This is a genomic window from Paenibacillus helianthi (assembly GCF_001909055.1).
GTDB lineage: Bacteria > Bacillota > Bacilli > Paenibacillales > Paenibacillaceae > Paenibacillus_AQ > Paenibacillus_AQ helianthi.
The window spans coordinates 52,670-78,566 of sequence record NZ_LVWI01000039.1; the positions used below are offsets into that span (position 1 = coordinate 52,670).

Here is a 25,897-nt window from a genome sequence, read left to right on the forward strand (position 1 = left end):
GGAACCATTGAAGCAGCGATTGATTACCGGAATTATAGCCGGCGCGGTATTTTTAGGATTGTGCTTTTGGGGAGGCTGGCCGTACCAGCTGTTGCTGACAGCTATGGCTCTCATCGGTTTTTATGAATTTTTGAAAATGACAGGCACACAGACTTTCGGTGGTACCGCTATTGTAGGTTATCTGTCCGTAATGTGTTTTATGATCCCTTGGGATTTAATCGGTATCTCTGAATGGTTTTCTTGGGAGCAAGGGATTTGGCTATTAATGCTGGTGTTCCTCTTGCTTACAGTAATCAGCAAGAATAAGTTGGATATTAAAATAGCAGCTACATTGTTTACTGGAATTGTATACATAGGAATGGGTTTTTCCTATATGTCTATTGCACGTGGTGCGGGGGACGGGCATGGTTTGATCTGGACTTTCCTGCTGCTGTGCTGTATCTGGGGCAGTGATGCTGGTGCTTATTTTGTAGGCAGAAGCTTTGGCAAAAACAAGCTGTGGCCAGCTATAAGTCCCAACAAAACCGTGGAAGGAGCCCTTGGCGGGGTGTTGATCTCCATTCTGATTGCAATTGGTTTTGCTTTATTTGTTCCTGATCTCCTGACTATAGGACGTGCGCTTCTTATCGGAATTTCATGCGCGGTTCTGGGTCAGCTGGGTGATCTTGTACAATCTGCCTATAAACGGGTGTACGGTATTAAGGATTCAGGCTCGCTGCTGCCTGGTCATGGAGGTATTCTTGACCGCTGCGACAGCTGGATTATCGTATTTCCTTTCGTACATATCGTAATGCTTATGCCATACTACTAACGCCAGGGAGAAGGTTCTACTGTGAAAAGAATAAGTATTCTCGGCTCCACGGGTTCGATCGGGACACAGACGCTGGATGTAATCGCCATGCACCCGGATGCCTTTGAAGTGGAGGGCCTGGCCGCTGGAAGCAATACTGCCCTACTGTTAGAGCAGATTCAACGTTTCAAGCCACGCCGCGTTTCTGTGTCCTCCAAAGAGCTGGCTGAGGAGATCAGAACGAGTCTTCCTGAGGGCGTGGAGCTTTTTAGCGGGAATGAAGGACTGGTTGAGATCGCTGCAGGCGGAGATGCGGATACTTTGGTAACAGCGGTAATGGGTAGTGTCGGGTTACAGTCCACGCTTGCGGCAATTGATGCTGGAAGACATATTGGCTTAGCCAATAAGGAAACACTCGTTACAGCCGGACATCTGGTGACTGAGCGTGCCGTGAGAAAAGGCGTTCAAGTGCTCCCAGTCGACAGTGAGCATTCTGCTATATTCCAGTGTCTTAATGGTGAAAACCGTGAGGATATTGCCAATATTACGCTTACTGCCTCCGGCGGCTCATTTCGGGACTATTCCCGGGATCAGCTTAAGGAGGTTACGGTTGAAGATGCCCTGCGGCATCCGAACTGGAGCATGGGGTCCAAAATCACGATTGACTCGGCCACTATGGTGAATAAGGGCTTGGAAGTAATTGAAGCTCATTGGCTGTTCGGTTTGCCGTATGAACAAATCCAGGTAATACTGCATCCGGAAAGCATTATCCATTCTTACGTGGAGTTCCGGGACAGCAGTATAATAGCTCAGTTGGGTAACCCGGATATGCGCGTTCCTATCCAGTATGCGCTCACCTATCCGGACCGGTGGGCTTCACCGGCCAAACGATTGTCTCTGTCTCAAGTCGGTCAACTAACCTTCAGGGAAATGGATTATGTGCGTTTTCCAGCGCTGAAGCTTGCGATAGAATGCGGGAAGGCCGGAGGGACGAACACTACTGCCTTTAATGCCGCTAACGAAATCGCAGTTGCCCGCTTCCTGCGTCATGAGATTCCTTTCTTACGGATTGAAGAGATTATTGAAGAAGTACTGCAGCATCATGTAACGGTTGCATTCCCGGATCTGGAACAAATTGAGTATTGCGACTATACAACACGTGAACTTGCAAGTAAGTTGTAATCCCCTCTAAATAAGATATATCCGTGGATTTTTGCTTTACCCTGAAAAATAGGCTGGGGCTGTTGATTCTCTTGTGCAGGGTCTTGGAATAATGATAAATTAAGAGGACATACTTCGGTCTTACACCTAAAGGGGGAAAGTTACGCATGGAAATGGTAAGAGTCGTTTTTTTAACGGTGTTCATGTTTTTTGTACTGGTAACAGTGCATGAATGGGGACATTATTATTTTGCCAAACGCGCCGGTATTCTTGTGCGGGAATTTGCCATCGGTTTCGGCCCGAAACTGTTTTCTTATAAACGAAATGAAACCCAGTTCACACTTCGTTTGCTGCCCTTTGGGGGTTATGCTAGGATGGCCGGTGAAGATCCGGAGATTATTGAGATTGGTCCTGGACAAACTATTGCTGTTAGGCTGGGACAAGATAACAAGGTTAAGAACATATACCTGGATTCTCTCGACACGCGCAGAAATGTGATTCGCGGGGAAGCGCAGTACACGGATCTGGAGAACGAACTGAAGATCCGTCTGGACGTAGACGGGGAAGTAACCGTATATGATGTTCATCCGCAAGCAATGCTCATTAAAGGTACCCAGCAGACACAAATTGCACCTAAGGACCGCCAATTCGGCAGTAAAACCGTTGGTCAGCGTGCGATTGCTATTTTTGCCGGACCGGTGATGAATTTTATTCTCGCCTTTGTGCTGTTTGCCCTGCATCTGCAAATGGCGGGAATTCCCATCGAAAATCCTACGTATGTGAAAATCGGTGATGTTAGTGCCAACATGCCCGCAGAAGAGGCCGGACTGCAGAAAGGCGATATCGTCGTATCTGTAAACGGGGAGAAAATCGGCGGGGATTATCAAAAGATGATCTCGTTAACCTCCGCTTCCAAAGGCAAAGAGATGCAGTGGACATTACAGCGTGGTGAAGAAACCTATAATGTGGCTATGATTCCCCGCAGTATGGAGGGAGAAGAAGGCGGTAAAGTAGGTATTACTCCGGAGTTGCCTACTCGTCAGGCCGGGTTTGGGGAGACGTTCTCCAAATCAGGTATAGCGATGGTGGATACGACCAAGGCGATATTCATGGGCTTTAAACAATTAATCAATAATTTTAACATGGATGATATTTCAGGACCTGTTGGTACAGCAAAAATGACCGGCCAGATCGCTCAGCAGGGGATTCAGTATTTAACCTATTGGGCGGCTATTCTAAGCCTGTATTTAGGGATATTTAATCTGCTGCCGATTCCTGCGCTGGACGGAAGCCGGCTGGTCTTCCTTGGTGTAGAAGCATTGCGCGGCAAGCCGGTTGATCCTGGCCATGAGGGTATGGTCCATTTCGTTGGCTTTGCGATGCTGTTCCTGGTAATGATTGCTGTTACGTATAATGATATATTGCGTCTTATAAGCGGTTGATTTTCCTTGTTTCACTTAATTTTTATCATTACGTTTTTCACTTGGGTCTACACTTTTGGGGGTCCCCGCAAAGCACCTGAATCAGTTTTGATGAATATTCAACACTTTGTGGGGCTATTTTAGGAGGAGTTTCACTACATGGCCAAAGATAAGCAGTTCGTTACAGAGATTACGCCGCAGGGCGAGGATTTCTCACGCTGGTACATTGATGTTATTAAAAAGGCGGATTTGATGGACTACTCACCGGTCCGCGGTTGTATTGTGTTCAAACCGGATGGCTTTGAAATCTGGGAGCATATCCAGGAAGAAATGAACCGGCGCTTCAAGGAAACAGGACATCGTAACGCTTATTTTCCGATGTTCATTCCAGAGAGCTTTTTCCAAAAGGAAAAGGACCACATCGAAGGTTTTAATCCTGAACTGCCTTGGGTCACGGAAGCGGGCGGCGGTAAATTGGAAGAGCGTCTGGCAATCCGGCCTACGTCGGAAACCATGATTGGGCATATGTATTCCAAATGGATTCAGTCTTACCGTGATCTCCCGGTTCTGATCAATCAATGGGCCAACGTGGTCCGTTGGGAGAAGCGTACACTTCCATTCATTCGCACGAGTGAATTCCTCTGGCAGGAAGGACATACCGCTCATGAGAATGAAGCTGAAGCTCGTGAAGAAACGATGCAGATGCTGGAGATCTATCGGGATTTTGTAGAAGGGTATCTGGCGATTCCGGTAATTACCGGACAAAAGACCCCATCGGAGCGTTTTGCCGGCGCGGTAGATACGTATTCCATTGAAGCCATGATGAAGGATGGACGAGCTGTACAGGCGGGAACATCGCATTACCTGGGCACCAAATTTGCAGTTGCTTTTGAAATCCAGTACCTGAGCCGGGAGAATGTGCTTGAGCATGTACATACCACTTCATGGGGAACAAGCACACGTCTGATCGGTTCCATGATTATGGTTCACGGTGACGACCGGGGCCTCGCGTTGCCGCCGAAAGTTGCACCTACACAGGTTATTATGATACCGATCGGACCGCCTAAGACTCGTGACGCTGTCATCGGCCGAACAGACGAGCTGTTCAAGGAACTCAAAAACGCAGGTGTTCGCGTACGCGTGGATGACCGGGCGGATGTAACCCCAGGATGGAAGTTCAATGAGTATGAAATGCGCGGAGTGCCAATCCGTCTTGAGCTGGGGCCACGTGATATGGAGAACGGCGTCTGTGTGCTGGTCTCGCGTATCAGCGGAGAGAAGAAGGTCATCCAGCAAGCGAATCTGGTGGAAGAAGTACAGACGATGCTAGAGCAGGTGCATAACGAAATGTTCGAGCGCGCGCTGAAATTCCGTGAGGATCACTTCTATTCGGTGGATACACTCGATGAAATGAAGGCTTCCATGGAGGAGAAACGAGGCTTTGCACTGGCAGGCTGGTGCGGCTCCGAGGCGTGCGAATCCAAGGTGAAGGAAGAGACGGGTGCTACAAGCCGCAACATTCCTTTCAATCCTGCCGAGACGAAGCAAGTGTGCATTTGCTGCGGCAAACCAGCAGCGCATACGGTTGTTTTTGCCAAAGCCTATTAATTTGTTTCAGCATTGTTTATGATAAAGATTCTAGTACGTTAATCTAGCTTCTGGTGAGAGGAGTCGGCGGGCCGAAAGAACCCAAAGCTTTTTGACCCGGAAGCTTTTTAAAATCTGTCTCATTCTTATGATTTGCTGAAATCAGACGTTTTTATTATTGCGTAAGTTAGGTGGGGGAAGCATGGAACTGAACGTGGAGAGAAGAAAGCGGTTCGAGCTTTTGATGAAGCAAGGTGAAATTCCGCCCGCGATTATTGATCCTTACTTCTTGGATGGATATATTGAACGTGTGGAAATCAGCCGAGGCAATCATGACTGGCATATCGTTATTGTCAAAGAAAGTTTGGTTCCGGCCCAGACGTACCGGACCTTTGTACTGAGAATGCGTGAGAAGCTGCAGCATATTGCCAAAGTCAGCTTCTTGTTCCTATATGATGACAAAATCAGCAGAGCGGAGCTTGTGCAGGAATATTGGGGGCTTTTTCTGGAATGGGCGCAGCGTGAAATCCCTTCTGTCAATGGCTGGTTGACACGCTCCAGCCAGGAGCTGCAGGACGGTACACTTTTACTGAGCCTGAATGACTCCATGTCCCTGGAGCTGGCCCGCAAAAAAGGGATCGAAGGCGCGATTGTGAAATTTTACGATAAATTCTTCGGTCTCCCCCTGAAGGTTAAGCTCCAGATTGCCGAGAGTGAGAGCAAAGCGGATGCCTATGAGGAATTCCAGCAGAAACTGCAGCAAGAACAGCGTGAACTGGTGGAAATGATGATGATGGCCAGTGAACCTGATGAGCCTGTAGAGGAAGGGGATCCGAACGAGGTTATTAAACTCCAGGTCGGTTATGAGATTAAGGAGCAGGCTGTGCCCATTCTTGAGATTCAGGATGAGGAAAAGAAGATCACGATACAAGGGACTATTTTTGGTCTTGAGAGCAAGGAGCTTCGCAACGGAAATACGCTGTTCACTTTCTGTATTACAGATTTTACGGACTCTCTGCAAATCAAAATGTTTGCCAAGACCAAAGAAGATCTGAAGGTCATGGGACAACTGGCTAACGGCAAATGGGTCAGAGCACGCGGTAAAGTAGAATATGACCGGTTCATGCAAGTTCCTGAACTGGTGATGATTCCTTCGGATCTGTCCGAGGTTCAGGCACCACCTGCCCGTAAAGATATAGCCCCAGTGAAGCGTGTTGAATTCCATCTGCATACGACAATGAGTACAATGGATGCGGTCGCACCGATCGATGCGTATGTTAAAACAGCCGCGAAATGGGGTCACCCCGCAATTGCCGTCACGGATCACGGTGTGGTTCAGAGCTTCCCTGATGCAGATCACGCGGCCCATAAGCACAAAATCAAAATGCTTTATGGCGTAGAAGCCAATGTTGTCAATGACTCGGTGAATATTGTAGAAAATCCGCAGCCCTTGGAACTGAAGACAGCGACCTACGTTGTATTTGATATAGAGACCACGGGTTTATCAATTACTCGCAACAATATTACCGAGCTTGCAGCGATCAAGATGTGCGAAGGCAAGGAGCTTGACCGGTATTCAACATTTGTGAACCCGCATGAAAAGATTCCTTATCATATCCAGCAACTGACCAATATTACGGATGAAATGGTGAAGGATGCACCGGATCTGGAGCCTGTGCTACAGGAATTCGTGGATTTTGTAGGTGATAGCATCCTAGTTGCCCACAATGCAAGATTCGATATGGGATTCATTCAGGCATCACTAACAAAGCTGGGCAAACCGATATTACCAAACCCTTCGCTGGACACTCTGGAGCTGGCGCGTCTGTTGTTCCCGAGCATGAAAAATCATAGGCTGAATACATTAGCAGACAAGTATAAAGTACTGCTGGAGAGCCATCACCGTGCGGTAGATGATACCGTTGCGCTGGGGGGAATCCTAAACGGCCTGCTGGCTGATGCTGAGAAGCTCAAGAACCTTACCCGGCTGGACCGGTTGAATGATTATGTCGGTAATGATCTCTCCAACACCCGGCCGTTTCACTGCGGTATTTATGCGCTGAATCCAGTGGGGAAAAAGAATCTGTATAAGCTGATTTCCATGTCTCATACCGAATTTTACAAGCGGGTACCGTGTATACCAAAGTCCAAGCTAGAACAGTATAGAGACGGTCTGCTGGTGATTTCCGGTTGTGAACGGGGCGAGTTTTTTGAGGCGGTGCTGAACAAGACTGTGGAAGAGGCAATGGAAGTTGCGCAGTTTTATGATGTTCTTGAGATTCAGCCGCTGACCATGTATATGCATCTGGTAGACAAAGGTTTTGTTGCCAGTCCAGAGGATTTACGGGGAGTGGTGCGTAAAATCTGTGAAATTGGCGAGCAGTTGAACAAGCCGGTTATTGCCACTGGAAATGTGCACTACCTGGAGCCAAGGGATAAACTGTTCCGTGATATAACGATTCATGGAATTACCGGCTTCAGCCCGCTGAAGGATCAGCGTAAGCCGGACGCCCATTTCCGCACTACGGATGAGATGCTGGCTGAATTTGAATTCCTGGGTGCGGAGAAAGCGATGGAGGTTGTTGTTACTAACACCGTAGCCTTAGCTGAGCGTTTTGAGGAATATCCGCTTTTTCCAAGCGACCTGTTCACACCTATAATTGAAGGGGCAGACGACGAGATCCGGGAAACCTGCTACAATACGGCAAAATCGATCTATGGTGAAGAACTGCCGGAGGTTGTCGTTGCCCGGCTCGAAAAGGAGCTTGCGCCGATTATTAAATACGGTTTCTCTGCCAACTATCTAATTTCTGAGCGGCTTGTCAAGAAATCCAATCAGGATGGTTACCTGGTAGGGTCGCGTGGTTCCGTAGGATCATCTGTGGTGGCAACCTTTCTCGGAATCTCCGAGGTAAATCCGCTGCCTGCCCATTATATCTGTACAAATCTGGAGTGCAAGCATAACGAATGGTTTCTTGACGGCAGTGTGCCGAGCGGCTTCGATCTTCCAGATAAAACATGCCCAAACTGCGGAGGCAAACTCAAAGGCGAGGGGCAGGATATTCCGTTTGAGACGTTCCTTGGTTTTAAGGGAGACAAGGTTCCCGATATCGACCTTAACTTTTCGGGTGAGTATCAGCCGAATGCGCATAACTTCACCAAGACCATGTTTGGACCGGACAATGTATTCCGTGCCGGCACCATTGGTACTGTTGCAGAAAAGACAGCTTTTGGCTTCACAAAAAAATACGAGGAGCATCATCAGAAGCGGTGGCGCGGAGCCGAAGTCGGGCGCCTGGCGGCAGGCTGCACCGGTGTGAAACGGAGTACGGGGCAGCATCCCGGCGGTATCGTTGTTTTGCCGGATTATATGGAGATTGAAGATATCACCCCGGTTCAGTTCCCGGCGGATGATGTCACCGCAGAATGGAAGACGACCCATTTCGATTACCATGCGTTTGATGCCAATCTGCTAAAGCTCGATATACTGGGCCACGATGATCCGACGATGATGCGTATGCTCCAGGATTTAACTGGTGTTGACCCAACGACCATTCCGATGAACGATCCGAAGGTCATGAGCATGTTCAACTCTACCGAAGCGCTGGGGGTAAGGCCCGATCAGATCCGGACACCTGTGGCAACCTACGGAGTACCTGAGATGGGGACCAAATTTGTCCGCCAGATGCTAGTGGAGTCGAAGCCGTCCAGCTTTGCCGACTTGCTGCAGATCTCGGGTTTATCCCACGGCACCGGAGTTTGGCTTGGTAATGCTCAAGAGCTTATTAAGAACAACACCTGCAATATTAAGACAGTTATTGGTTGCCGCGATGATATCATGCTCTTTCTAATTTATAAGGCGGGAATGGATGCAGGCCTGGCTTTCAAAATTACCGAAAGTGTTCGTAAGGGCAAGGGGTTGTCTGCCGAATGGATAGAGGAAATGAAGAAATGCAAGGTTCCACAGTGGTATATTGATTCTTGCCTGAAGATTCAGTACATGTTCCCGAAGGCACATGCTGCCGCCTATGTAATTTCTGCAGTACGGACCGCCTATTTCAAGCTTTACCATCCTATTGAGTATTATGCGACTTATTTTACGGTGCGGGCAGCTGATTTTGACATTGAGTTGTGCTGTAAGGGCTATGAGGCTATTGCCCGGCAAATTGTTGAGATTGAGCAAAAAGGCTTCCAGGCACTTCCGAAGGAAAAAGCGATGCTGCCTGTGCTTGAAATGGCTCTGGAGATGACCGCACGCGGCTTCACCTTCAAAAATATCGATTTGTACCGTTCCGATGCAACCAAATTCACCGTTGATGGCAATAGCCTGATTCCTCCGTTCTCTTCACTTGCTGGAATTGGCGATAACGCAGCGATCAATATTGCGGCTGCCAAGAATGCCGGGGAATTTCTGTCCATCGAAGATTTCCAGCAGAAATCCAAGGCGAGCAAGACGGTTATCGAACTGCTGAACAATATGGGCTGCTTCCGCGGATTACCGGAGAGCAACCAGCTTTCGTTGTTCTAACAGCCGCAACAAGTGGAGTAATGCAAAGGGTAATCCTATAAAAAGCCCCCTTCGAAACAAGGAGACAGCAGGTTTTTACGACTTGTTACATGAGGCAGTCAAGGGCTGGCACTTGTCAGTGCTGATGCACTATGGTATAATTTTTTTGGTAATAATGAGATAAGTCCGTTGTGTAAAGAGTGGGGAAACCCACTCTTTATCTTTGGTATATAGCAAAAGACAAGTTCGTGGAGGTTATTTTCTTTTGAGCACACCTAAATCCCAAATTAAACAAACGGTAGAGCAGATGCTTGGGCCCTATCTCGAGGACAATGGTTTCGAACTGGTGGACGTTGAATATGTGAAGGAAGGCTCCAACTGGTTTTTGCGCATATTCGTAGATAAAGAAGGCGGCATTGATATTGATGATTGTGGTGCCATCAGCGAATATTTCAGTCAGAAGCTGGATGAGAATGATCCTATACCTGAGGCTTATTTCCTTGAGGTATCCTCACCGGGTGCTGAACGCCCGCTCAAAAAAGCTGCGGATGTCGCCAAAGCGGTTGGCAAGGACGTCTATGTAACGGTGTATGAGCCGATTCAAGGACTTAAGGAATTCGAAGGTCGTTTGCTCTCGTTCGAGAACGAGGAACTGCTCATCTCCGCGGGCAAAAAAGAACATGTTGTACCGTATGCCAAAGTCGCCAGTGCGAGATTGGCCATCATTTTTTAACGTCTTGAAAGGGGGACCGGAATTTCATGAGTATGGATTTTATCGAAGCTATGAATGAACTGGAAAGGGAGAAAGGCATCAGTAAAGATGTGCTGTTCGAAGCCATCGAAGCTGCGCTGATCTCCAGCTATAAACGCAACTTCAATGCGGCGCAGAATGTGCGTGTGGATATGAACCGCAACACAGGCGTAATCAAGGTGTTTGCCCGCAAACTGATTGTTGAGGAGGTACTGGATACCCGGACTGAGATCTCGCTGATGTCTGCCCGGGAGATCAACCCTCATTTTCAATTGGAGGATATCGCCGAGCTTGAAGTAACGCCGCGTGATTTTGGCCGTATTGCCGCCCAGACGGCCAAGCAGGTGGTGACTCAGCGTATCCGTGAAGCAGAGCGCGGACTCATCTATAACGCTTTTATCGACAAGGAAGATGACATTGTTACCGGCCTTGTACAGCGTCAGGACATGCGCAATATCTACGTTGACCTTGGTAAAATCGAAGCAGTTCTGCCGCTCAGCGAGCTGATGCCGGGAGAAAAGTTCAAGCAAAGTGAGCGTATCAAGGCATATATCACTAAGGTTGAGAACACGACTAAGGGGCCGCAGATCATGCTGTCGCGCAGTCATCCCGGCCTCTTGAAACGCCTGTTCGAGCTTGAGGTTCCGGAAATTTTTGACGGTGTTGTCGAAATTCGTTCTGTAGCCCGCGAAGCTGGCTTCCGTTCCAAGATTGCTGTCTTCTCTCGCAATCCTGAAGTAGATCCAGTCGGTTCGTGCGTAGGCCCTAGAGGCACACGAGTTCAGACGATCGTTACGGAGCTGCGCGGCGAGAAGATTGATATCGTCCGTTATTCCGAAGCGGTTCAGGAGTATGTAGCCAACGCGCTTAGCCCGTCTAAGGTGCTTGAGGTTCAAGTCTTTGAAGCGGAAAAGATGGCTCGTGTCATTGTTCCTGATTATCAATTGTCGCTCGCAATCGGCATCAAGGGACAGAATGCCCGTCTCGCCGCGAAGCTGACCGGCTGGAAAATTGATATCAAGAGCGAAAGCCAGGCAGAGCAGGAATACGGCAGACCAAGAACTTCTAATGATGAAATGCATCAGGATTCCGTCTCCATTGACTAATCAACCTGCTCTATTTTAGAGGGGAGGCGATTGACATGAAACAGCGTAAGGTACCGCTGCGCAAATGCGTTGCAAGCCAGGAGATGATGCCCAAGAAAGAGCTGATTCGCGTGGTGAGAACGCCTGAGGGCGAAGTGCTGATAGACCTGACTGGCAAAAAGTCGGGCCGGGGAGCTTATATTTGCGGCAAACTGGAATGTTTTAAGCTGGCACAAAAGAATAAAGCACTTGACCGTGCACTCAAATGTCAAGTGAGTCCTGAAATCTATGCCCAGCTTGCACGGGATTTTGCATCCGTCGAGGAGCAGTTTCTGGCAGCAAAGGATAGTGAGGACAATGAGTAAGGCACTTTCTTATTTAGGGCTTGCCATGAGAGCAGGCAAGATTGTCACCGGCGACGAAGCTGTGCTCAAAGCAGTACGGTCTTCGGAGGCGAAGCTGGTCGTCCTCGCAGGTGACGCTTCAGAAAATACTCAGAAAAAGTTCCGTGACAAGTGCGGAACCTACGATATTCCACTAGTAATCGCATTTCACCGGGATGAACTCGGTGCAAGTATTGGTAAGGACCGGCGCGTTGTGCTGGCCGTTACGGATAAAGGATTCGCGGAAATGATCTCCAGAGTGCTTGGAGATACTGTCGGAGGTGGAGTTATTGACTAAAGAAGACAATAAGGATAAGCTGCGCGTGTATGAATACGCGAAATCGCTTAATATGAGCAGTAAAGAAATTATTACAATTCTGAAGCGTTTGAATGTCCCTGTGAATAATCATATGAGTGTCATGGAGAATGGCTCCGTGAACAAAGTGGAACAGTTCTTCAAGGATATCAAGTCAAACGCTGCAGCTAAGCGGGACAGCGGAACCAGCAGCCGTCCGGCAATTGCCGGAACGGTAACCGCCGATCCCCAAAATGCTCAGAATGCCAACAAAAATCAACCGGAAAAGCAGGTAGGTATGAACAGTAACCAAAACAACAACCAATCGACGACGTCCCCAAGGCCCCAAAGCGGACAAGATTCCCGCAGAGCAACAACAGGTTCCACACAGAATTCCCGTCCGCAGAGCTCCACTAGCGGCAATCGCCCACAAGGCAGCTCCACAGGCAGCCGTCCGCAAGGCAGCTCCACTGGTGGCAGCCGTCCACAAGGCAGTTCCACTGGTGGCAACCGTCCGCAAGGCAGTTCCACCGGTGGCAGCCGTCCGCAAGGTAGTTCTACCGGCGGCAGCCGTCCGCAAGGCAGCTCCACCGGTGGCAGCCGTCCGCAGGGCAGTTCCACAGGTAGCCGCCCACAAGGCCAAGGCAGCGGTGCACCACGTACTGGCGCACCACAAGGTCAAGGTGGAGCACGTACGGCTGACAGCCGTCCACAAGGTCAAGGTGGCGGTGATTTCTCCCGCGGCGGCGACAAAGGTCCCAAAAAGAACACAACTGGTGGCAGACCCAATAACAACAGCGGCCAGAAACGTTTTGAAGACGGTAAAGGCGGCAATTTCCGCGGCCGTGGCGGCAAGAACAACCGCGGCAGAAATCAGCCGACGGTATACCGTGAAAAAATCGACAACACACCGAAGAAGATCATTGTACGCGGCAGCATGACTGTCGGTGAAACAGCTAAGCTGCTTCACAAGGATGCTTCCGAAGTGATCAAGAAGCTGATCTCCATGGGCGTTATGGCCACAATCAATCAGGAACTTGATATCGATACTATTCTGCTTCTGGCCGGCGAGTTCGGTGTTGAAGTTGAAGTGAAGATCCCGGTGGATGAAGATAGCTTTGAAACTGTGGAAGAAAATGATTCCGAAGATGATCTGCAGGCCCGTCCTCCGGTTGTAACGATCATGGGTCACGTTGACCATGGTAAAACAACTTTGCTCGATGCCATTCGTTCCACGAACGTAACCGGCGGTGAAGCAGGCGGAATCACACAGCATATCGGAGCATACCAAGTCGAAATTAACCACAAAAAAATCACATTCCTTGATACACCGGGCCATGAAGCGTTTACGGCTATGCGTGCCCGTGGTGCCCAGGTTACGGATATGACGATTATCGTCGTAGCAGCTGATGACGGTGTAATGCCGCAGACGGTGGAAGCAATCAACCATGCCAAGGCAGCCGGACTTCCGATCATTGTTGCAGTTAACAAGATCGATAAGCCGGGCGCAGATCCTGACAAGGTGAAGCAGGAGCTTACTAGTTATGAACTGGTTCCGGAAGAGTGGGGCGGCGATACGATCTTCGTCAACCTGTCGGCCAAACAGCGTATTAACCTGGAAGAGCTGCTGGAAATGATTCTGCTCGTTGCTGAAGTGAATGAGTACAAGGCGAACCCGGACAAACGGGCACGCGGTACTGTTATAGAAGCTGAACTAGACAAAAACCGTGGACCGGTTGCCCGAATTCTCGTACAGAATGGTACGCTGAAAGTCGGAGACGCCTTTGTAGCAGGTAACTGCTTCGGACGCGTACGTGCCATGGTCAATGACAAGGGACGCAAGATCAAGGAAGCGGGACCTTCCACACCAGTGGAAATTACCGGTTTGACGGAAGTGCCGCAGGCTGGGGATCCGTTCATGGCCTTTGAAGATGAGCGCAAAGCCCGTGCTATTGCTGACAGACGTTCTACGTCTCAGCGCCAGTCCGAGCTGAACACGAACACCCGCGTAACGCTGGATGATCTGTTCAAGCACATCAAAGACGGCGAGATCAAAGATCTCAACGTGATCATCAAGGGTGACGTACAAGGTTCGGTAGAGGCACTGAAAGGCTCCCTGGCCAAAATCGAAGTTGAAGGCGTGCGCGTGAAGATCATTCACAGCGGTGCTGGCGCGATTACGGAATCCGACATCACCTTGGCGGCAGCATCCAATGCTATCGTTATCGGCTTCAACGTTCGTCCGGATACACAGACGAAAGCAGCTGCCGAACAGGAGAAAGTGGATGTGCGTCTGCACAACATCATCTACAATGTAATTGAAGAAATTGAAAGTGCGATGAAAGGGATGCTTGATCCCATCTACAAAGAGAACGTTATCGGCCATGCTGAAGTGCGTAATGTCTTCAAAATCAGCAAAGTGGGTACTATTGCAGGATGTATGGTTACTTCCGGCAAAATTACCCGCAATGCCGAAATGCGCCTGATCCGCAGCGGTATCGTTGTTTTCCAAGGCAAGATCGACACCTTGAAACGTTTCAAAGATGATGCAAAAGAAGTGGCGCAGGGTTATGAATGCGGCATAACTTTGGAACGCTATAATGATGTCGTTGAAGGCGACATTATCGAAGCGTTCATCATGGAAACGGTAGAGCGCTAAGCGAAGAGGTGATATAGATGTCTAAAATCAGAGCCGGACGGGTTGGCGAACAGATCAAAAAAGAACTGAGCCAGCTCATCCAAAGCGGTCTAAAAGACCCGCGCATCGGGTTTGTGACAGTAACCGGCGTAGACGTGACCAACGATCTGTCGCAGGCGAAAGTCTACCTGAGCGTATTTGGGGATGAAGAGCAGGTCACAGGTTCACTCAAAGCGATTGAGAAAGCCAACGGTTTTCTCCGCTCGGAGCTTGGCAAAGCGATCCGCCTTCGTCATACCCCTGAGCTGATCTTCAAGATTGACGAATCCGTTGCATACGGAAGCCATATCGAGAAGCTGCTTGGTGAAATTGGCAAGAACGAAGAAAGCTAGGAAACATAAAGGAGACGGCGAATGCAGAGCTATGAACAAAGTCTCCAGCAGACCCGTAAGTTTCTGCTGGAACACGACGATTATCTTGTAGTGTCGCATGTTCAGCCGGACGGAGATGCAGTCAGCTCCACCCTCGCGGTGGGCTGGCTTCTCTCATGTCTGGGCAAAAAATATACTATGCTGAACGAAGGGCCGATCCCGCAACGGATGGAATACTTATGGCATGCTGATGAGATTGTTAACCTGGCCGACGGCGATCTGTCTCGACAATACCAGAATGTCATTTGTGTTGATTGTGCCGATTTTCAGCGTGTAGGGCTTACCCAGCGTCATTTTGCCACCGATGCCCTCATCGTGAATATAGATCATCATCCTACGAATAACGGTTATGGCTACGTTACGCTGATTAAACCGGATGCTGCTGCGACTGCGGAAATTTTGTTCGATCTGTTGAAGACGTTTGAGGTGGAGTGGGATATCGATATCGCCACAGCTCTCTATACCGGACTGTTAACGGATACCGGAGGTTTTCGTTACAGCAATACTTCCCCTAAAGTGATGGCTGCAGTTTCCGAGCTGCTTGAACTCGGTGTAAATGGGCCAACGCTTGCGGAAACGCTGCTCGAGGAGATGACCCTGGCACAACTCAAGGTGCTGAACCGGGCACTAAGTACTTTGCAGCTATCGCCGGAAGGCGAAATAGCCTGGGTATCAGTGACACCTCAAGATATGCTGGATTGTGAAGCCGCAAACGAAGATCTTGAAGGTATCGTGAACTATCCGCGCAATATCCGTGGTGTGGAGGTAGGAATCCTGTTCAAGGTTATTCATGAGCGTGCCGTGAAGGTTAGCTTGCGTTCCGCAGGTAAAGTAGATGTTGCCGCTTTGGCGCAAAGTTTTGGTGGAGGCGGACACACCCGCGCTGCGGGTGCACGTATTGATGCCACACTGGAAGATGCTATTCCAATGGTACTTCAGGAGGTCAGACGTCATTTATGAGTGAGCTTACAGGTGTTTTGGCTGTGTATAAGCCTGCCGGATTCACTTCACATGATGTTGTTGCCAAAGCCAGACGTATTCTCGGTATGAAACGGATCGGGCACACGGGCACGCTTGATCCCCAGGTGACCGGTGTTTTGCCGCTCTGCCTTGGACGGGCAACACGTGTCGTTGAATACATTCAGGAGCTCCCCAAAGAATATGTAGCCACGCTGAGACTAGGAGTATCCAGTGATACAGAGGATTTAACCGGGACGATTACGGAAACGGTTGAAGAAGTCCATGTCACTGAAGCTGAAGTACTCGCTGTGCTTAATTCTTTCAAAGGCGTGATTTCTCAGGTTCCACCCATGTATTCCGCAGTCAAGGTTGACGGCAAACGTCTATATGAACTCGCCAGAGAAGGCAAAACAGTGGAGCGTAAAAGCCGCGAAGTGGAAATCTATGAGATTGAGATGACTGGTATGGTCTGGAACGGCAATCATCCCGATATTACATTTCGTGTCCTGTGTTCCAAAGGTACTTATATCCGTACACTTTGTGTGGATATCGGACGGGCACTCGGACTTCCTGGAGTCATGGTTAAGCTTGAACGAACCATGTCGGCAGGGATAGCGGCCAGTCATTGCTTAACCCTTGAGCAAATAGCTGAATACAAAGAAGCAGGTACACTTGGGGAACATTTAATTGCAGCGGATGAAGCCATCTCCCATTTGCCCAGCCATACAGTGATGGATGAGAAAAAGAAAGCAGCTCTGCAGGGGCAGCGTCTGTCGATCCGTTATGTGGCGCCTGAAGTGAAACAGAATGGACATTTTCGCCTGTATGACGTTAAGGGCGAATTCCTGGGCATTTATGAATTAGAAGATACAGGGGCGATCGCACCCGTTAAGGTATTTGCACAAGTATAACTTTTTATTTCATTTAGTGAATTGTAGGTGAGAAACAGCGTGAGAACCGTAACCTTAAGCTATCCGATACTGCCGGAGACCGCAGCACTGTGGGCACGGCCGCAAGTGGCCGCTCTGGGTCAGTTTGACGGACTGCACCGTGGACATGCCAGTGTCATTGCATCCGCTGTTGCTCTGGCCCGTCAAGAAGGTATACCGGCTTCAGTCATGACCTTCCATCCGCATCCTAAGGATGTTATGGGCAAAGGAGACTATGATGGATATCTGACTCCTCCAAAGGACAAGCAGGAGATCCTTGCGGGTATGGGTGTCGATATTTTGTATATCATTGAATTTAATGAGCAGCTTTCAAAAGTAAGTCCGGAGGATTTTGTATCATTGATGCTGCTGCCACTTCAGATTGTAACCGCCGTGGTCGGCTTTGATTTCCGTTTCGGCTACCTTGGAAAGGGTGACCCTGAACGGCTTCAAGAGCTGGGTCAAGGGGCAATGAGTGTTGTGACTGCGCCTCCGTTCCTAATTGAGGGAGAGAAGGTAAGCAGCTCTGGAATTCGGAAAAGTCTCCAAAATGGGGAAATTACCCTGGCGAATACATGGTTCGGACGCTGTTATCATCTGCGGGGAACAGTGGTGCATGGAGAGAAGCGTGGACGCACCATAGGGTTCCCAACAGCTAATGTGCAACTTGAGGATCGTTATGTTATTCCTGCCAAGGGTGTTTATGCGGTCAGAGTATTTTATAAAGATGAAGTTCTTCACGGGGTAATGAACGTTGGTGTGAAGCCAACCTTCCATGAAGGAGTAACAGCGCCTAGCTTTGAGGTGCATGTGTTTGATTTTGCGGGGGATATATACGGACAGGAGCTTGAGTTGGAGCTGGTCGCATTCATCCGTCCTGAGCGAAAGTTTGACTCCATCGGCGCCTTGATCGCACAAATTGGTGAGGATGCTGAGACGGCAAAAAGTCTGCTGGAAGATCAATCCTGATTCACAGTGGACATGCCGTTTACATTTGTCTACGAAGGTGCTATACTGATTAACGTTGCTGGAATAACAGCATCATAACCTTAGCTTGGTTGCATGTTCTCACCGACGGTGACGAGGCTATTGGCGATTATATTGAAGGAGGTGAACAGGATGGCATTGACTCAAGAACGTAAACACCAATTGATCGACGAGCACAAAACTCATGAATCCGATACTGGATCCCCTGAGGTGCAAGTTGCTATCCTTACGGAGAACATCGTTAATTTGACTGACCACTTGCGTACGCACAAGAAGGATCATCATTCCCGTCGCGGACTGCTGAAGATGGTTGGACAACGTCGTAAACTGCTGGCGTATTTGAAAAACAAAGACATCAGACGTTACAGCGCCCTGATCGAAAAACTGGGATTGCGTCGCTAATTTTCCATAATCTTTACCCTAAAGCAGCCTGGTTGTATACCGTATGTCCTTCTTACGAGCGACAGCGGGACAGCCGGGTTGCTTTTTGAAAATTTAGGGGAAACTATGGTAAGCAGCAAGTGGATATGATTTGCACAAAACGGCTACTTAACCTCATCTTGAGGACAAGCCGTTTTTGCTTGAAATATAAGAATTTATAGTCCTTGTGCTATAGGTGATCCTTATATTTTTGAGGAAAGAGGAGAGCTTAATTTACATACGGTGAAGCCGTTTCTTCTTAAAAGATAAGGATTTATATGTTCCACGCTATAAAATTTCCTTCTCTTTCTCGCTGAAACGAATACCGTCCTTATTAGGACGGCATAGCCGTTTCCACTTGTATAACTTACGTTTTACTTAAGGTTAACATTGAACCTGCGATCGTGAACGGCGGGTCTACTACCATTCAAGGAGGGATTTTATGGAAAAACGTGTAGAAATGCTACTTGGCGGAAGACGCCTTGTACTTGAAACGGGCCGATTGGCCAAACAGGCAAATGCTGCAGTTATGGTCCGTTATGGTGATACTTCAGTATTGTGTACGGTTACAGCGTCCAGTGAGCCTAAAGATCTGGATTTTTTCCCGCTTACAGTTAACTACGAGGAAAGACTATATGCAGTTGGTAAAATTCCCGGTGGATTTATCAAACGTGAGGGCAGACCCAGCGAGAAAGCGATTCTGTCCAGCCGTCTGACGGACCGCCCGATTCGCCCATTGTTTCCTGAAGGATTCCGCAATGATGTACAGGTTCTCAATCTGGTAATGAGTGTGGATCAGGATTGTGCACCTGATATTGCGGCTATGATTGGTACTTCAGCTGCACTCAGTATTTCCGACGTACCTTTCAGCGGTCCAATCGGCGGCGTGGCAGTTGGCCGCATAAATGGTGAATTCATCATTAATCCTGATGTTGCGCAGCAAGCGGTCAGCGATATTTATGTAGTTGTAGCCGGAACTAAGGACGCCATCATGATGGTGGAAGCAGAAGCCAATGAAGTGCCGGAAGATGTGATGCTGGAAGCCATCATGTTCGGACATGATGAAGTCCGCAAGATTGTAGCTGTGATCGAAGAACTGGTTGCGGTTGCCGGTAAAGAAAAAATGGCAGTGAAACTGCATACTGTAAATGCGGATGTAAATGCTGAAGTTCGCGCGTATGCTCAGATTCGCTTAGTGGAAGCAGTGAAGATCGCCGAGAAGCATGCCCGTCAGGATGCCATCGATTTGATTAACAATGAAACGGTGGAGTATTTCGCAGAGAAATACATAGAAACACCGGAGCTTCTGAAAGATGTCAAGGAAGTGCTGCATGATATCGTGAAGGATGAAGTAAGACGCCTGATCACACATGACAAGATCCGTCCGGATGGACGCAAGCTGGATGAAATTCGTCCCATTGAATGTGATACTGCTCTGCTGCCACGCACACATGGTTCCGGTCTCTTCACACGTGGACAGACTCAGATCCTTAGCGTATGTACGCTTGGAGCGCTCGGCGATGTGCAAATTCTCGATGGAATTGATCCGACTGAGACCAAACGCTTCATGCACCACTACAACTTTCCTCCGTTCAGCGTAGGGGAAGCTCGTCCGCTTAGAGCACCTGGTCGCCGCGAGATTGGACATGGAGCCCTGGGTGAACGCGCGTTGTCCAAAGTCATCCCAAGTGAAACAGAATTCCCGTACACGATTCGTCTGGTATCAGAAGCCATTGAATCCAACGGATCAACTTCACAAGCGAGTATCTGCGCCAGTATTCTGGCAATGATGGATGCGGGTGTGCCAATTAAGGCACCTGTAGCCGGTGTAGCTATGGGTCTGATCAAAGACGGAGATCATGTCTCGATTCTGACCGATATTCAAGGGATGGAAGATCATCTAGGCGATATGGACTTTAAGGTAGCTGGTACGGCTGAAGGTGTTACGGCGATTCAGATGGATATCAAAATCGACGGCATCGACCGTAAGATTCTTCAGGATGCGCTGCAGCAGGCCAAAGAAGGACGGATGTTCATCTTGGGCAAAATGATGGAAGCCATCTCCGAACCTAGAACAAGCCTGTCTAAATATGCTCCGAAAATCATTATCATCAACATCAATCCGGACAAAATCCGAGATGTTATCGGTGCGGGCGGCAAGATCATCAACAAAATCATTGAGGAAACCGGCGTGAAAATCGACATCGAGCAGGATGGTCGTGTCTTTATCGGATCTTCAGACGAAGCGATGATTCAAAAAGCTCGCGGAATTATCGAAGGCATTGTGCGTGAAGTGCAGGTCGGCGAAATCTATGTAGGTACAGTCAGACGTATCGAGAAGTTTGGTGCATTTGTTGAACTGATTCCGGGTAAAGACGGATTGGTGCACATTTCTCAGCTGTCCACAGAGCGTGTAGCCAAGGTAGAGGATGTAGTGGCCATCGGCGATACGATTACTGTCAAAGTAACCGAAATCGACCAGCAGGGCCGCGTCAATCTGTCACGTAAAGCTGTACTGACTTCGGAAGGCGCAGCCAAAGCGTAATTTCACTGTTACTTCAAATCAGGTTAAATGTATGAATGGGAAGAGACAGAAGCAATTTCGTTCTGGCTCTTTTTTTAAATGTATATCCGGGTAACCAAGCTCCACGCTGTGGGGCTATTTTCAAATATAGAATTTATATGTTTCACACAATAAATTATCCTTATATTTCTCGCTGAAACGGCTACCGTCCTAAAAAAAGGACGGCGTAGCCGTTTCTACTTGAGTTGCAGTCATATTTTCCTCCGGGGGTTCATAGGCTGGGACAAAGTGTCCCTGCACCTGCTCTGCGCCGGGACCGACAAATGAACCGTTTCTGCCGGGGAGGAAAGACGTCATGAAGACGGAAAAAGCGGCACTTGTACTGGCCTGCATCGCTGTGGTAATCGGCATCGGCAGTACCCAAGGACCGGTGAAGGAAATGTTGTCCCAGCTTAAGCCACAGACAGAACTGGCTGTATGGAATGAGGTCTCGGCAGAGCCGGGGAAAGATTTGCGCAAGATTATCGAGAGCAAGGCATCCGAGTTGAACAGACCGCCAGTAGATGCGACTGTGGACCGAGTGTGGAAGGCTATACCAGGTTATAACGGTCTCGAAGTAGATGTGGAGTCGACCTACAGGAGTGCAAGGCTTAAGGGGCCAAATGACGGCTTGAAGCTGTTCTACCGCCAAATTCAGCCTAAGATTTCATTAAGTGACCTGGGGGCCCAGCCCATCTACCGGGGCAATCCGGCGAAACCGATGGTATCACTGATGATCAATGTCGCATGGGGGAACCAGTATATTATCCCGATGCTGGACATTCTGGATCAGGAACAGGTGAAGGTGACCTTTTTTCTGGATGGCAGTTGGCTTAGCCATAATAAAGAATTGGCAATGGAAATGCAGAAACGCGGTCATGAAATGGAAAATCACGCATATACCCATCCCAATATGAGCACTTTGAGCAGGGCTAGGGCCACGGCTGAAATTCAGAAAACCCAAAATCTTTTAAAGGAAAGTCTCGGAGTGACGAATATTTGGTTTGCACCTCCATCCGGTGATTTTGACCAGGAAACTGTAGAAATTGCTGCCTCGCTTGGCCTGAAAACAGTACTGTGGACGCTCGATACGGTGGATTGGCGCAATCCTTCACCAGAATCGATCATAACCAAAATCAGCAGCAAGACGGAGCCTGGAACCCTGATTCTTATGCATCCCACAGCTTCCTCATCTCAGGCACTGAAAGGTATGATCCGGGGAATAAAAGCTAAAGGGCTGCAACTGGGAACAGTAAGCCAAACGTTATCTTCAGAGCGTGTGCTGCCTGCCGATGTTGAGTGAGCGGTTTAATTCTGGTAGGATAAAAGCGCGTATACCAAATACAGATAGAACCAGGGCTATGCCAGGAGGATTTAGAAGTGGAAAAAATAGTGTTATCAAACGGCCTCAGGGTGGTAACGGAAAAAATCCCCACCGGCCGATCCGTTTCCTTTGGAATCTGGGTCAAAACAGGCTCCCGCAATGAGACTCCGCAGAACAACGGGATTTCTCATTTTATTGAGCATATGCTGTTCAAAGGCACCGAACGCTACAGTGCAAAGGATATTGCCGAACAGTTCGATGCCATTGGCGGTAACGTCAATGCATTTACCTCTAAGGAATACACATGCTATTATGCCAAAGTTTTGGATGAGCATCTGCCCATTGCTGTGGATGTGCTGGCCGATATGTTCTTTCGATCACGTATGGATGCTGAAGAGCTGGCTAAGGAAAAAAATGTCATTCTGGAGGAAATCGCAATGTGCGAAGACACTCCGGATGATCTGGTTCATGATCTGATGTGTGCCGCCGCCTACGGCGAACACCCGCTGGCGTATTCGATTCTGGGCCTCAAAGAACGTCTTCAGGAAATGACTCCGGATGATCTCCGGGCCTATATGAAGGCTCAGTATACGATTGAAAATACGGTCATCAGCGTAGCTGGTAACATTAATGATGGACTGGCAGAGCTGCTCGAAAAACACTTTGGATCTTTTCAAAATCATGGTGAATCCGCAGCGCTGACAGTGCCCGCTTTCCAAGGCGAGCTGCTGTTCCACCGCAAAAAGACAGAGCAAAACCATATCTGCCTTTCTTTGCCGGGTGTGCAAAGCGGCGGTCCCCTGCAATATCCGATGGTGCTTCTGAACAATGCAATTGGCGGCGGCATGAGCTCACGTATGTTTCAGGAGATCCGTGAAAAACGGGGCTTGGCCTATTCGGTATACTCCTATCACAGCTCCCAGGCAGATAGCGGGATGTTCACTGTATACGCAGGAACGGCGCCGAAGCAGACCAAAGAGGTCACAGAATTGATTAAAGAAATGATGGTTGAGCTTGCTGTCCATGGGCTTAGCGAAGATGAACTGAGAAAGGGCAAGGAGCAGCTTAAAGGAAGCCTGATTCTTAGCCTTGAAAGCACGAGCAGCCGGATGAACCGTATCGGTAAAAACGAGCTGATGCTTGGAAGACATGATACACTGGATGATATGATCGCCAAAATCCAGCAGGTGACAATGGATGATGTCAACCATTTGCTGGATCATATGTTTGCGGAGCCGCTTGCACTAGCGATGGTGGGCTCAACAGACAAAGCTATTGCCAATGTTAGGAGAGATGATCTTGTCGTATTACGTTCAAATTAATAAGCTTCCCGGGAATGAGGATGTAGAGCTTCCCCGTAAAATGTCTGAACAGGCCTCGGGTTATGACCTGTATGCCGCCGTGGGAGAGGCTGTTGTGCTTGCTCCGGGCGGGAGGGCACTAATCCCCACAGGTATATCATTGGCCATGCCAGACGGCCTGGAGGCGCAGATCCGGCCGCGTAGCGGGCTTGCGCTGAAACACGGTATTACCTGTCTGAACACACCTGGAACCATTGATGCCGATTACCGCGGTGAGATCAAAGTGCTGCTCATCAACCTGGGACTGGAACCCTTTGCCATCGCCCGCAATGAGCGGATTGCCCAAATGGTCTTTCAGGCTGTGCCATCTGTGACACTGGTCGAAGTGGAAGAACTGTCAGAGACAGAGCGGGGAGCCGGAGGCTTTGGACATACAGGTAAATAGGACGCTTTATTTTTTACATTAATTATTAGCTCAAGCTAAGCATTACCAATACACACCGGATTGGATTCGGTAGATATTGGTTGCTTAGCTTTTTTATATTGATCAACTGATATTGGTAGTGCTGCTTACGGTCCATACCTGAGACAGCTTATTTGCATTTGAAAGTTGTTTTGGATGGAGCATGCGGTTCAATTCTTGTCGGCTAATCACCCATCCGCCCACCACGGCATAAGATGCTCTATAGTCAATAGTGTGTATGTGGAAAGGAGCGTCATCCCTATGCTTACTGGCATCAGGATCGTGTTCCTGGGCGGGGACGCGAGACAGATTGAAGTGATTCGGAAATGTGTGGAAATGGATGCGACGGTAAGCGCTGCCGGGTTCGACAAGTGGGATACCCCAAGCCCAGGGGTGAGCCTTGAACAGATGTCGGTAGAGCTGCTAAGCCGTGCGGATGTATTGGTGCTGCCTACGGTAGGCTGTGATGATGAAGGGAATATCAATGCCCTTTTTTCCACAGAACGGCTGCAACTGCTGGAGGAACACGCTGCAGCGCTGTCACCAGGTTGTACGGTATATACCGGTATGGCCAAAAGCTATTTGCGTGGCCTATGTGCCAGGCATTCACTGAAACTGGTGGAACTGCTGAGCCGGGACGACGTGGCGATTTACAACTCCATCCCGACAGCGGAGGGAGCGCTGGTCATGGCTATTCAGAATACGGATTTTACAATCCATGGCTCGACCTCAATGGTACTGGGCATGGGCAGAACCGGGTTCACCATGGCCAGGGCGCTGCAGGGACTGGGTTCAGTTGTGAAGGTGGGAGTAAGAAAACAAGAACATTACGCGAGGTCCGAAGTGATGGGCTGGAAGCCCTTTATGACTGGAGAGCTACTGGTACATGCGCCGGAAGTTGATCTTATTTTCAATACCATACCAAGTATGATTATTACCGCGCAGGTGCTGTCGCGTCTCCCCAAACACTGTGTAATTATTGATCTGGCTTCCGCCCCGGGTGGATGCGATTTCCGCTATGCGGAAAAACGCGGGATCAAGGCTATGCTGGCACCGGGACTACCCGGAATCGTTGCTCCCAAAAGCGCCGGAATTATTATGGCAGGTGCGCTGGTACAGTCGATAGCGGACGAGACTTTTAACAGGGGGGACGAATAAATGGATTGGCATGGAAAAACAGTAGGCTATGCTATTACCGGTTCACACTGTACGTTTGCCGAGGTGATGCCGCAGATTCAACGGTTTATGGATGGCGGCGCCAAAGTGGTGCCAATCGTTTCAGCATCTGTACTGAATACAGACACTCGCTTTGGTACATCGGAAAATTGGTTAAAACAGTTGAAAGATATAACAGGGAATGATATCATTTCTACAATTGTTGAAGCGGAACCGCTGGGTCCTTCCAAGCTGCTGGATGTATTGACCATCGCGCCCTGCACAGGGAATACAACGAGTAAGTTGGCTAATGCCATGACTGACAGCCCTGTGCTGATGGCCGCCAAATCGCAAATGCGCAATGGCCGGCCACTGGTGCTGGCAATCTCCACCAATGATGGACTCGGGCTGAATGCATCGAATATAGCGAAGCTTTTGGTGACGAAGAATATTTATTTCGTTCCGTTCGGCCAGGATAACCCGCAGGGCAAGCCGAACTCGCTTGTGGCGCAGATGGATCTCATTCCAGAGGCCTGTTATGCGGCACTGCAGGGCAACCAGCTGCAGCCGATGATTATCGAACGGTTTCATTCAGCATAGATAACGTTTCATGCAGGCATTCTGACCATAAGGTATACATCTGCCGTCCTCATATTTGAGGGCGGTTCAACACTTTATTCAGCTATCTGAATAGTGACCCCGCATTAGGCGGATTTTTTCGACCTATGGAATGGACAGTGTGTATA

The 25,897-nt window shown here is 49.0% G+C and carries 20 protein-coding genes and 1 pseudogene; all 21 read left to right on the forward strand.

The annotated features are described in order from the left end of the window. Positions 1-7: 7 nt before the first annotated feature. The 21 genes and pseudogenes from A3844_RS14080 (at position 8) to A3844_RS14180 (ending at position 25,751) form a co-directional block, all read left to right on the forward strand. A complete protein-coding gene (locus A3844_RS14080) occupies positions 8-811 on the forward strand; it encodes a phosphatidate cytidylyltransferase (protein WP_074101800.1) in 804 nt (267 codons plus the stop codon). A gap of 21 nt (positions 812-832) precedes the next feature. Continuing rightward, positions 833-1,972, forward strand: a complete 1,140-nt coding sequence (locus A3844_RS14085) for a 1-deoxy-D-xylulose-5-phosphate reductoisomerase (protein ID WP_074101801.1) — start codon at positions 833-835, stop codon at positions 1,970-1,972. Positions 1,973-2,118: 146 nt separating this feature from the next. Beyond that, complete coding sequence (rseP, locus tag A3844_RS14090) at positions 2,119-3,393, forward strand: RIP metalloprotease RseP (protein WP_074088155.1); 1,275 nt, start codon at positions 2,119-2,121, stop codon at positions 3,391-3,393. 138 nt (positions 3,394-3,531) lie between these two features. Continuing rightward, positions 3,532-4,980 carry a proline--tRNA ligase gene (proS, locus tag A3844_RS14095; RefSeq protein ID WP_074107704.1) on the forward strand — a complete coding sequence of 483 codons (1,449 nt, stop codon included), beginning with the start codon at positions 3,532-3,534 and terminating at the stop codon, positions 4,978-4,980. A 181-nt stretch (positions 4,981-5,161) separates the two neighbouring features. Next, positions 5,162-9,487 carry a PolC-type DNA polymerase III gene (locus tag A3844_RS14100; protein ID WP_074107705.1) on the forward strand — a complete coding sequence of 1,442 codons (4,326 nt, stop codon included), beginning with the start codon at positions 5,162-5,164 and terminating at the stop codon, positions 9,485-9,487. A gap of 244 nt (positions 9,488-9,731) precedes the next feature. Next, positions 9,732-10,199: a ribosome maturation factor RimP gene (gene rimP / locus A3844_RS14105; protein WP_074088160.1), complete on the forward strand. Its 468-nt coding sequence runs from the start codon at positions 9,732-9,734 to the stop codon at positions 10,197-10,199. A gap of 26 nt (positions 10,200-10,225) precedes the next feature. Continuing rightward, positions 10,226-11,323: a transcription termination factor NusA gene (gene nusA / locus A3844_RS14110; protein ID WP_074088162.1), complete on the forward strand. Its 1,098-nt coding sequence runs from the start codon at positions 10,226-10,228 to the stop codon at positions 11,321-11,323. A gap of 35 nt (positions 11,324-11,358) precedes the next feature. Further along, the gene (rnpM, locus tag A3844_RS14115) at positions 11,359-11,667 is read left to right on the forward strand and encodes an RNase P modulator RnpM (protein WP_019910454.1); all 309 of its coding nucleotides are present in this window, start codon (positions 11,359-11,361) and stop codon (positions 11,665-11,667) included. Beyond that, a pseudogene (locus tag A3844_RS32785) lies at positions 11,660-11,978 on the forward strand (YlxQ family RNA-binding protein); the annotation flags it as partial. The gene rnpM and the pseudogene A3844_RS32785, both read left to right, overlap by 8 nt. Beyond that, on the forward strand, positions 11,976-14,639 hold the full coding sequence (gene infB, locus A3844_RS14125; RefSeq protein ID WP_074088165.1) for a translation initiation factor IF-2: 2,664 nt from the start codon (positions 11,976-11,978) through the stop codon (positions 14,637-14,639). The pseudogene A3844_RS32785 and the gene infB, both read left to right, overlap by 3 nt. 17 nt (positions 14,640-14,656) lie before the next feature. Next, positions 14,657-15,010, forward strand: coding sequence for a 30S ribosome-binding factor RbfA (gene rbfA / locus A3844_RS14130; RefSeq protein WP_020434078.1), 354 nt, complete (start codon positions 14,657-14,659; stop codon positions 15,008-15,010). Between the two features lie 21 nt (positions 15,011-15,031). Beyond that, positions 15,032-16,009 carry a DHH family phosphoesterase gene (locus A3844_RS14135; protein ID WP_074088166.1) on the forward strand — a complete coding sequence of 326 codons (978 nt, stop codon included), beginning with the start codon at positions 15,032-15,034 and terminating at the stop codon, positions 16,007-16,009. Continuing rightward, positions 16,006-16,920, forward strand: a complete 915-nt coding sequence (gene truB, locus A3844_RS14140; protein WP_074107706.1) for a tRNA pseudouridine(55) synthase TruB — start codon at positions 16,006-16,008, stop codon at positions 16,918-16,920. The genes A3844_RS14135 and truB overlap by 4 nt, the downstream gene beginning before the upstream one ends. Positions 16,921-16,959: 39 nt before the next feature. Then, entirely contained in the window at positions 16,960-17,907 is a 948-nt protein-coding gene (locus A3844_RS14145; RefSeq protein WP_074088169.1) for a bifunctional riboflavin kinase/FAD synthetase, read from the forward strand. A 150-nt stretch (positions 17,908-18,057) separates the two neighbouring features. Further along, positions 18,058-18,327, forward strand: a complete 270-nt coding sequence (gene rpsO / locus A3844_RS14150; protein WP_019910460.1) for a 30S ribosomal protein S15 — start codon at positions 18,058-18,060, stop codon at positions 18,325-18,327. A 460-nt stretch (positions 18,328-18,787) separates the two neighbouring features. Beyond that, on the forward strand, positions 18,788-20,890 hold the full coding sequence (gene pnp / locus A3844_RS14155) for a polyribonucleotide nucleotidyltransferase (RefSeq protein WP_074101808.1): 2,103 nt from the start codon (positions 18,788-18,790) through the stop codon (positions 20,888-20,890). A 334-nt stretch (positions 20,891-21,224) separates the two neighbouring features. Next, entirely contained in the window at positions 21,225-22,211 is a 987-nt protein-coding gene (locus A3844_RS14160) for a polysaccharide deacetylase family protein (protein ID WP_074088172.1), read from the forward strand. Between the two features lie 77 nt (positions 22,212-22,288). Then, complete coding sequence (locus tag A3844_RS14165) at positions 22,289-23,554, forward strand: M16 family metallopeptidase (protein WP_074107707.1); 1,266 nt, start codon at positions 22,289-22,291, stop codon at positions 23,552-23,554. Continuing rightward, on the forward strand, positions 23,532-23,978 hold the full coding sequence (dut, locus tag A3844_RS14170; protein ID WP_143186278.1) for a dUTP diphosphatase: 447 nt from the start codon (positions 23,532-23,534) through the stop codon (positions 23,976-23,978). Before A3844_RS14165 ends, dut begins: the two co-directional genes overlap by 23 nt. A 279-nt stretch (positions 23,979-24,257) precedes the next feature. Continuing rightward, complete coding sequence (gene dpsA / locus A3844_RS14175; RefSeq protein ID WP_074088181.1) at positions 24,258-25,154, forward strand: dipicolinate synthase subunit DpsA; 897 nt, start codon at positions 24,258-24,260, stop codon at positions 25,152-25,154. Then, positions 25,155-25,751: a dipicolinate synthase subunit B gene (locus A3844_RS14180; RefSeq protein ID WP_074088183.1), complete on the forward strand. Its 597-nt coding sequence runs from the start codon at positions 25,155-25,157 to the stop codon at positions 25,749-25,751. Positions 25,752-25,897 lie beyond the last annotated feature (146 nt).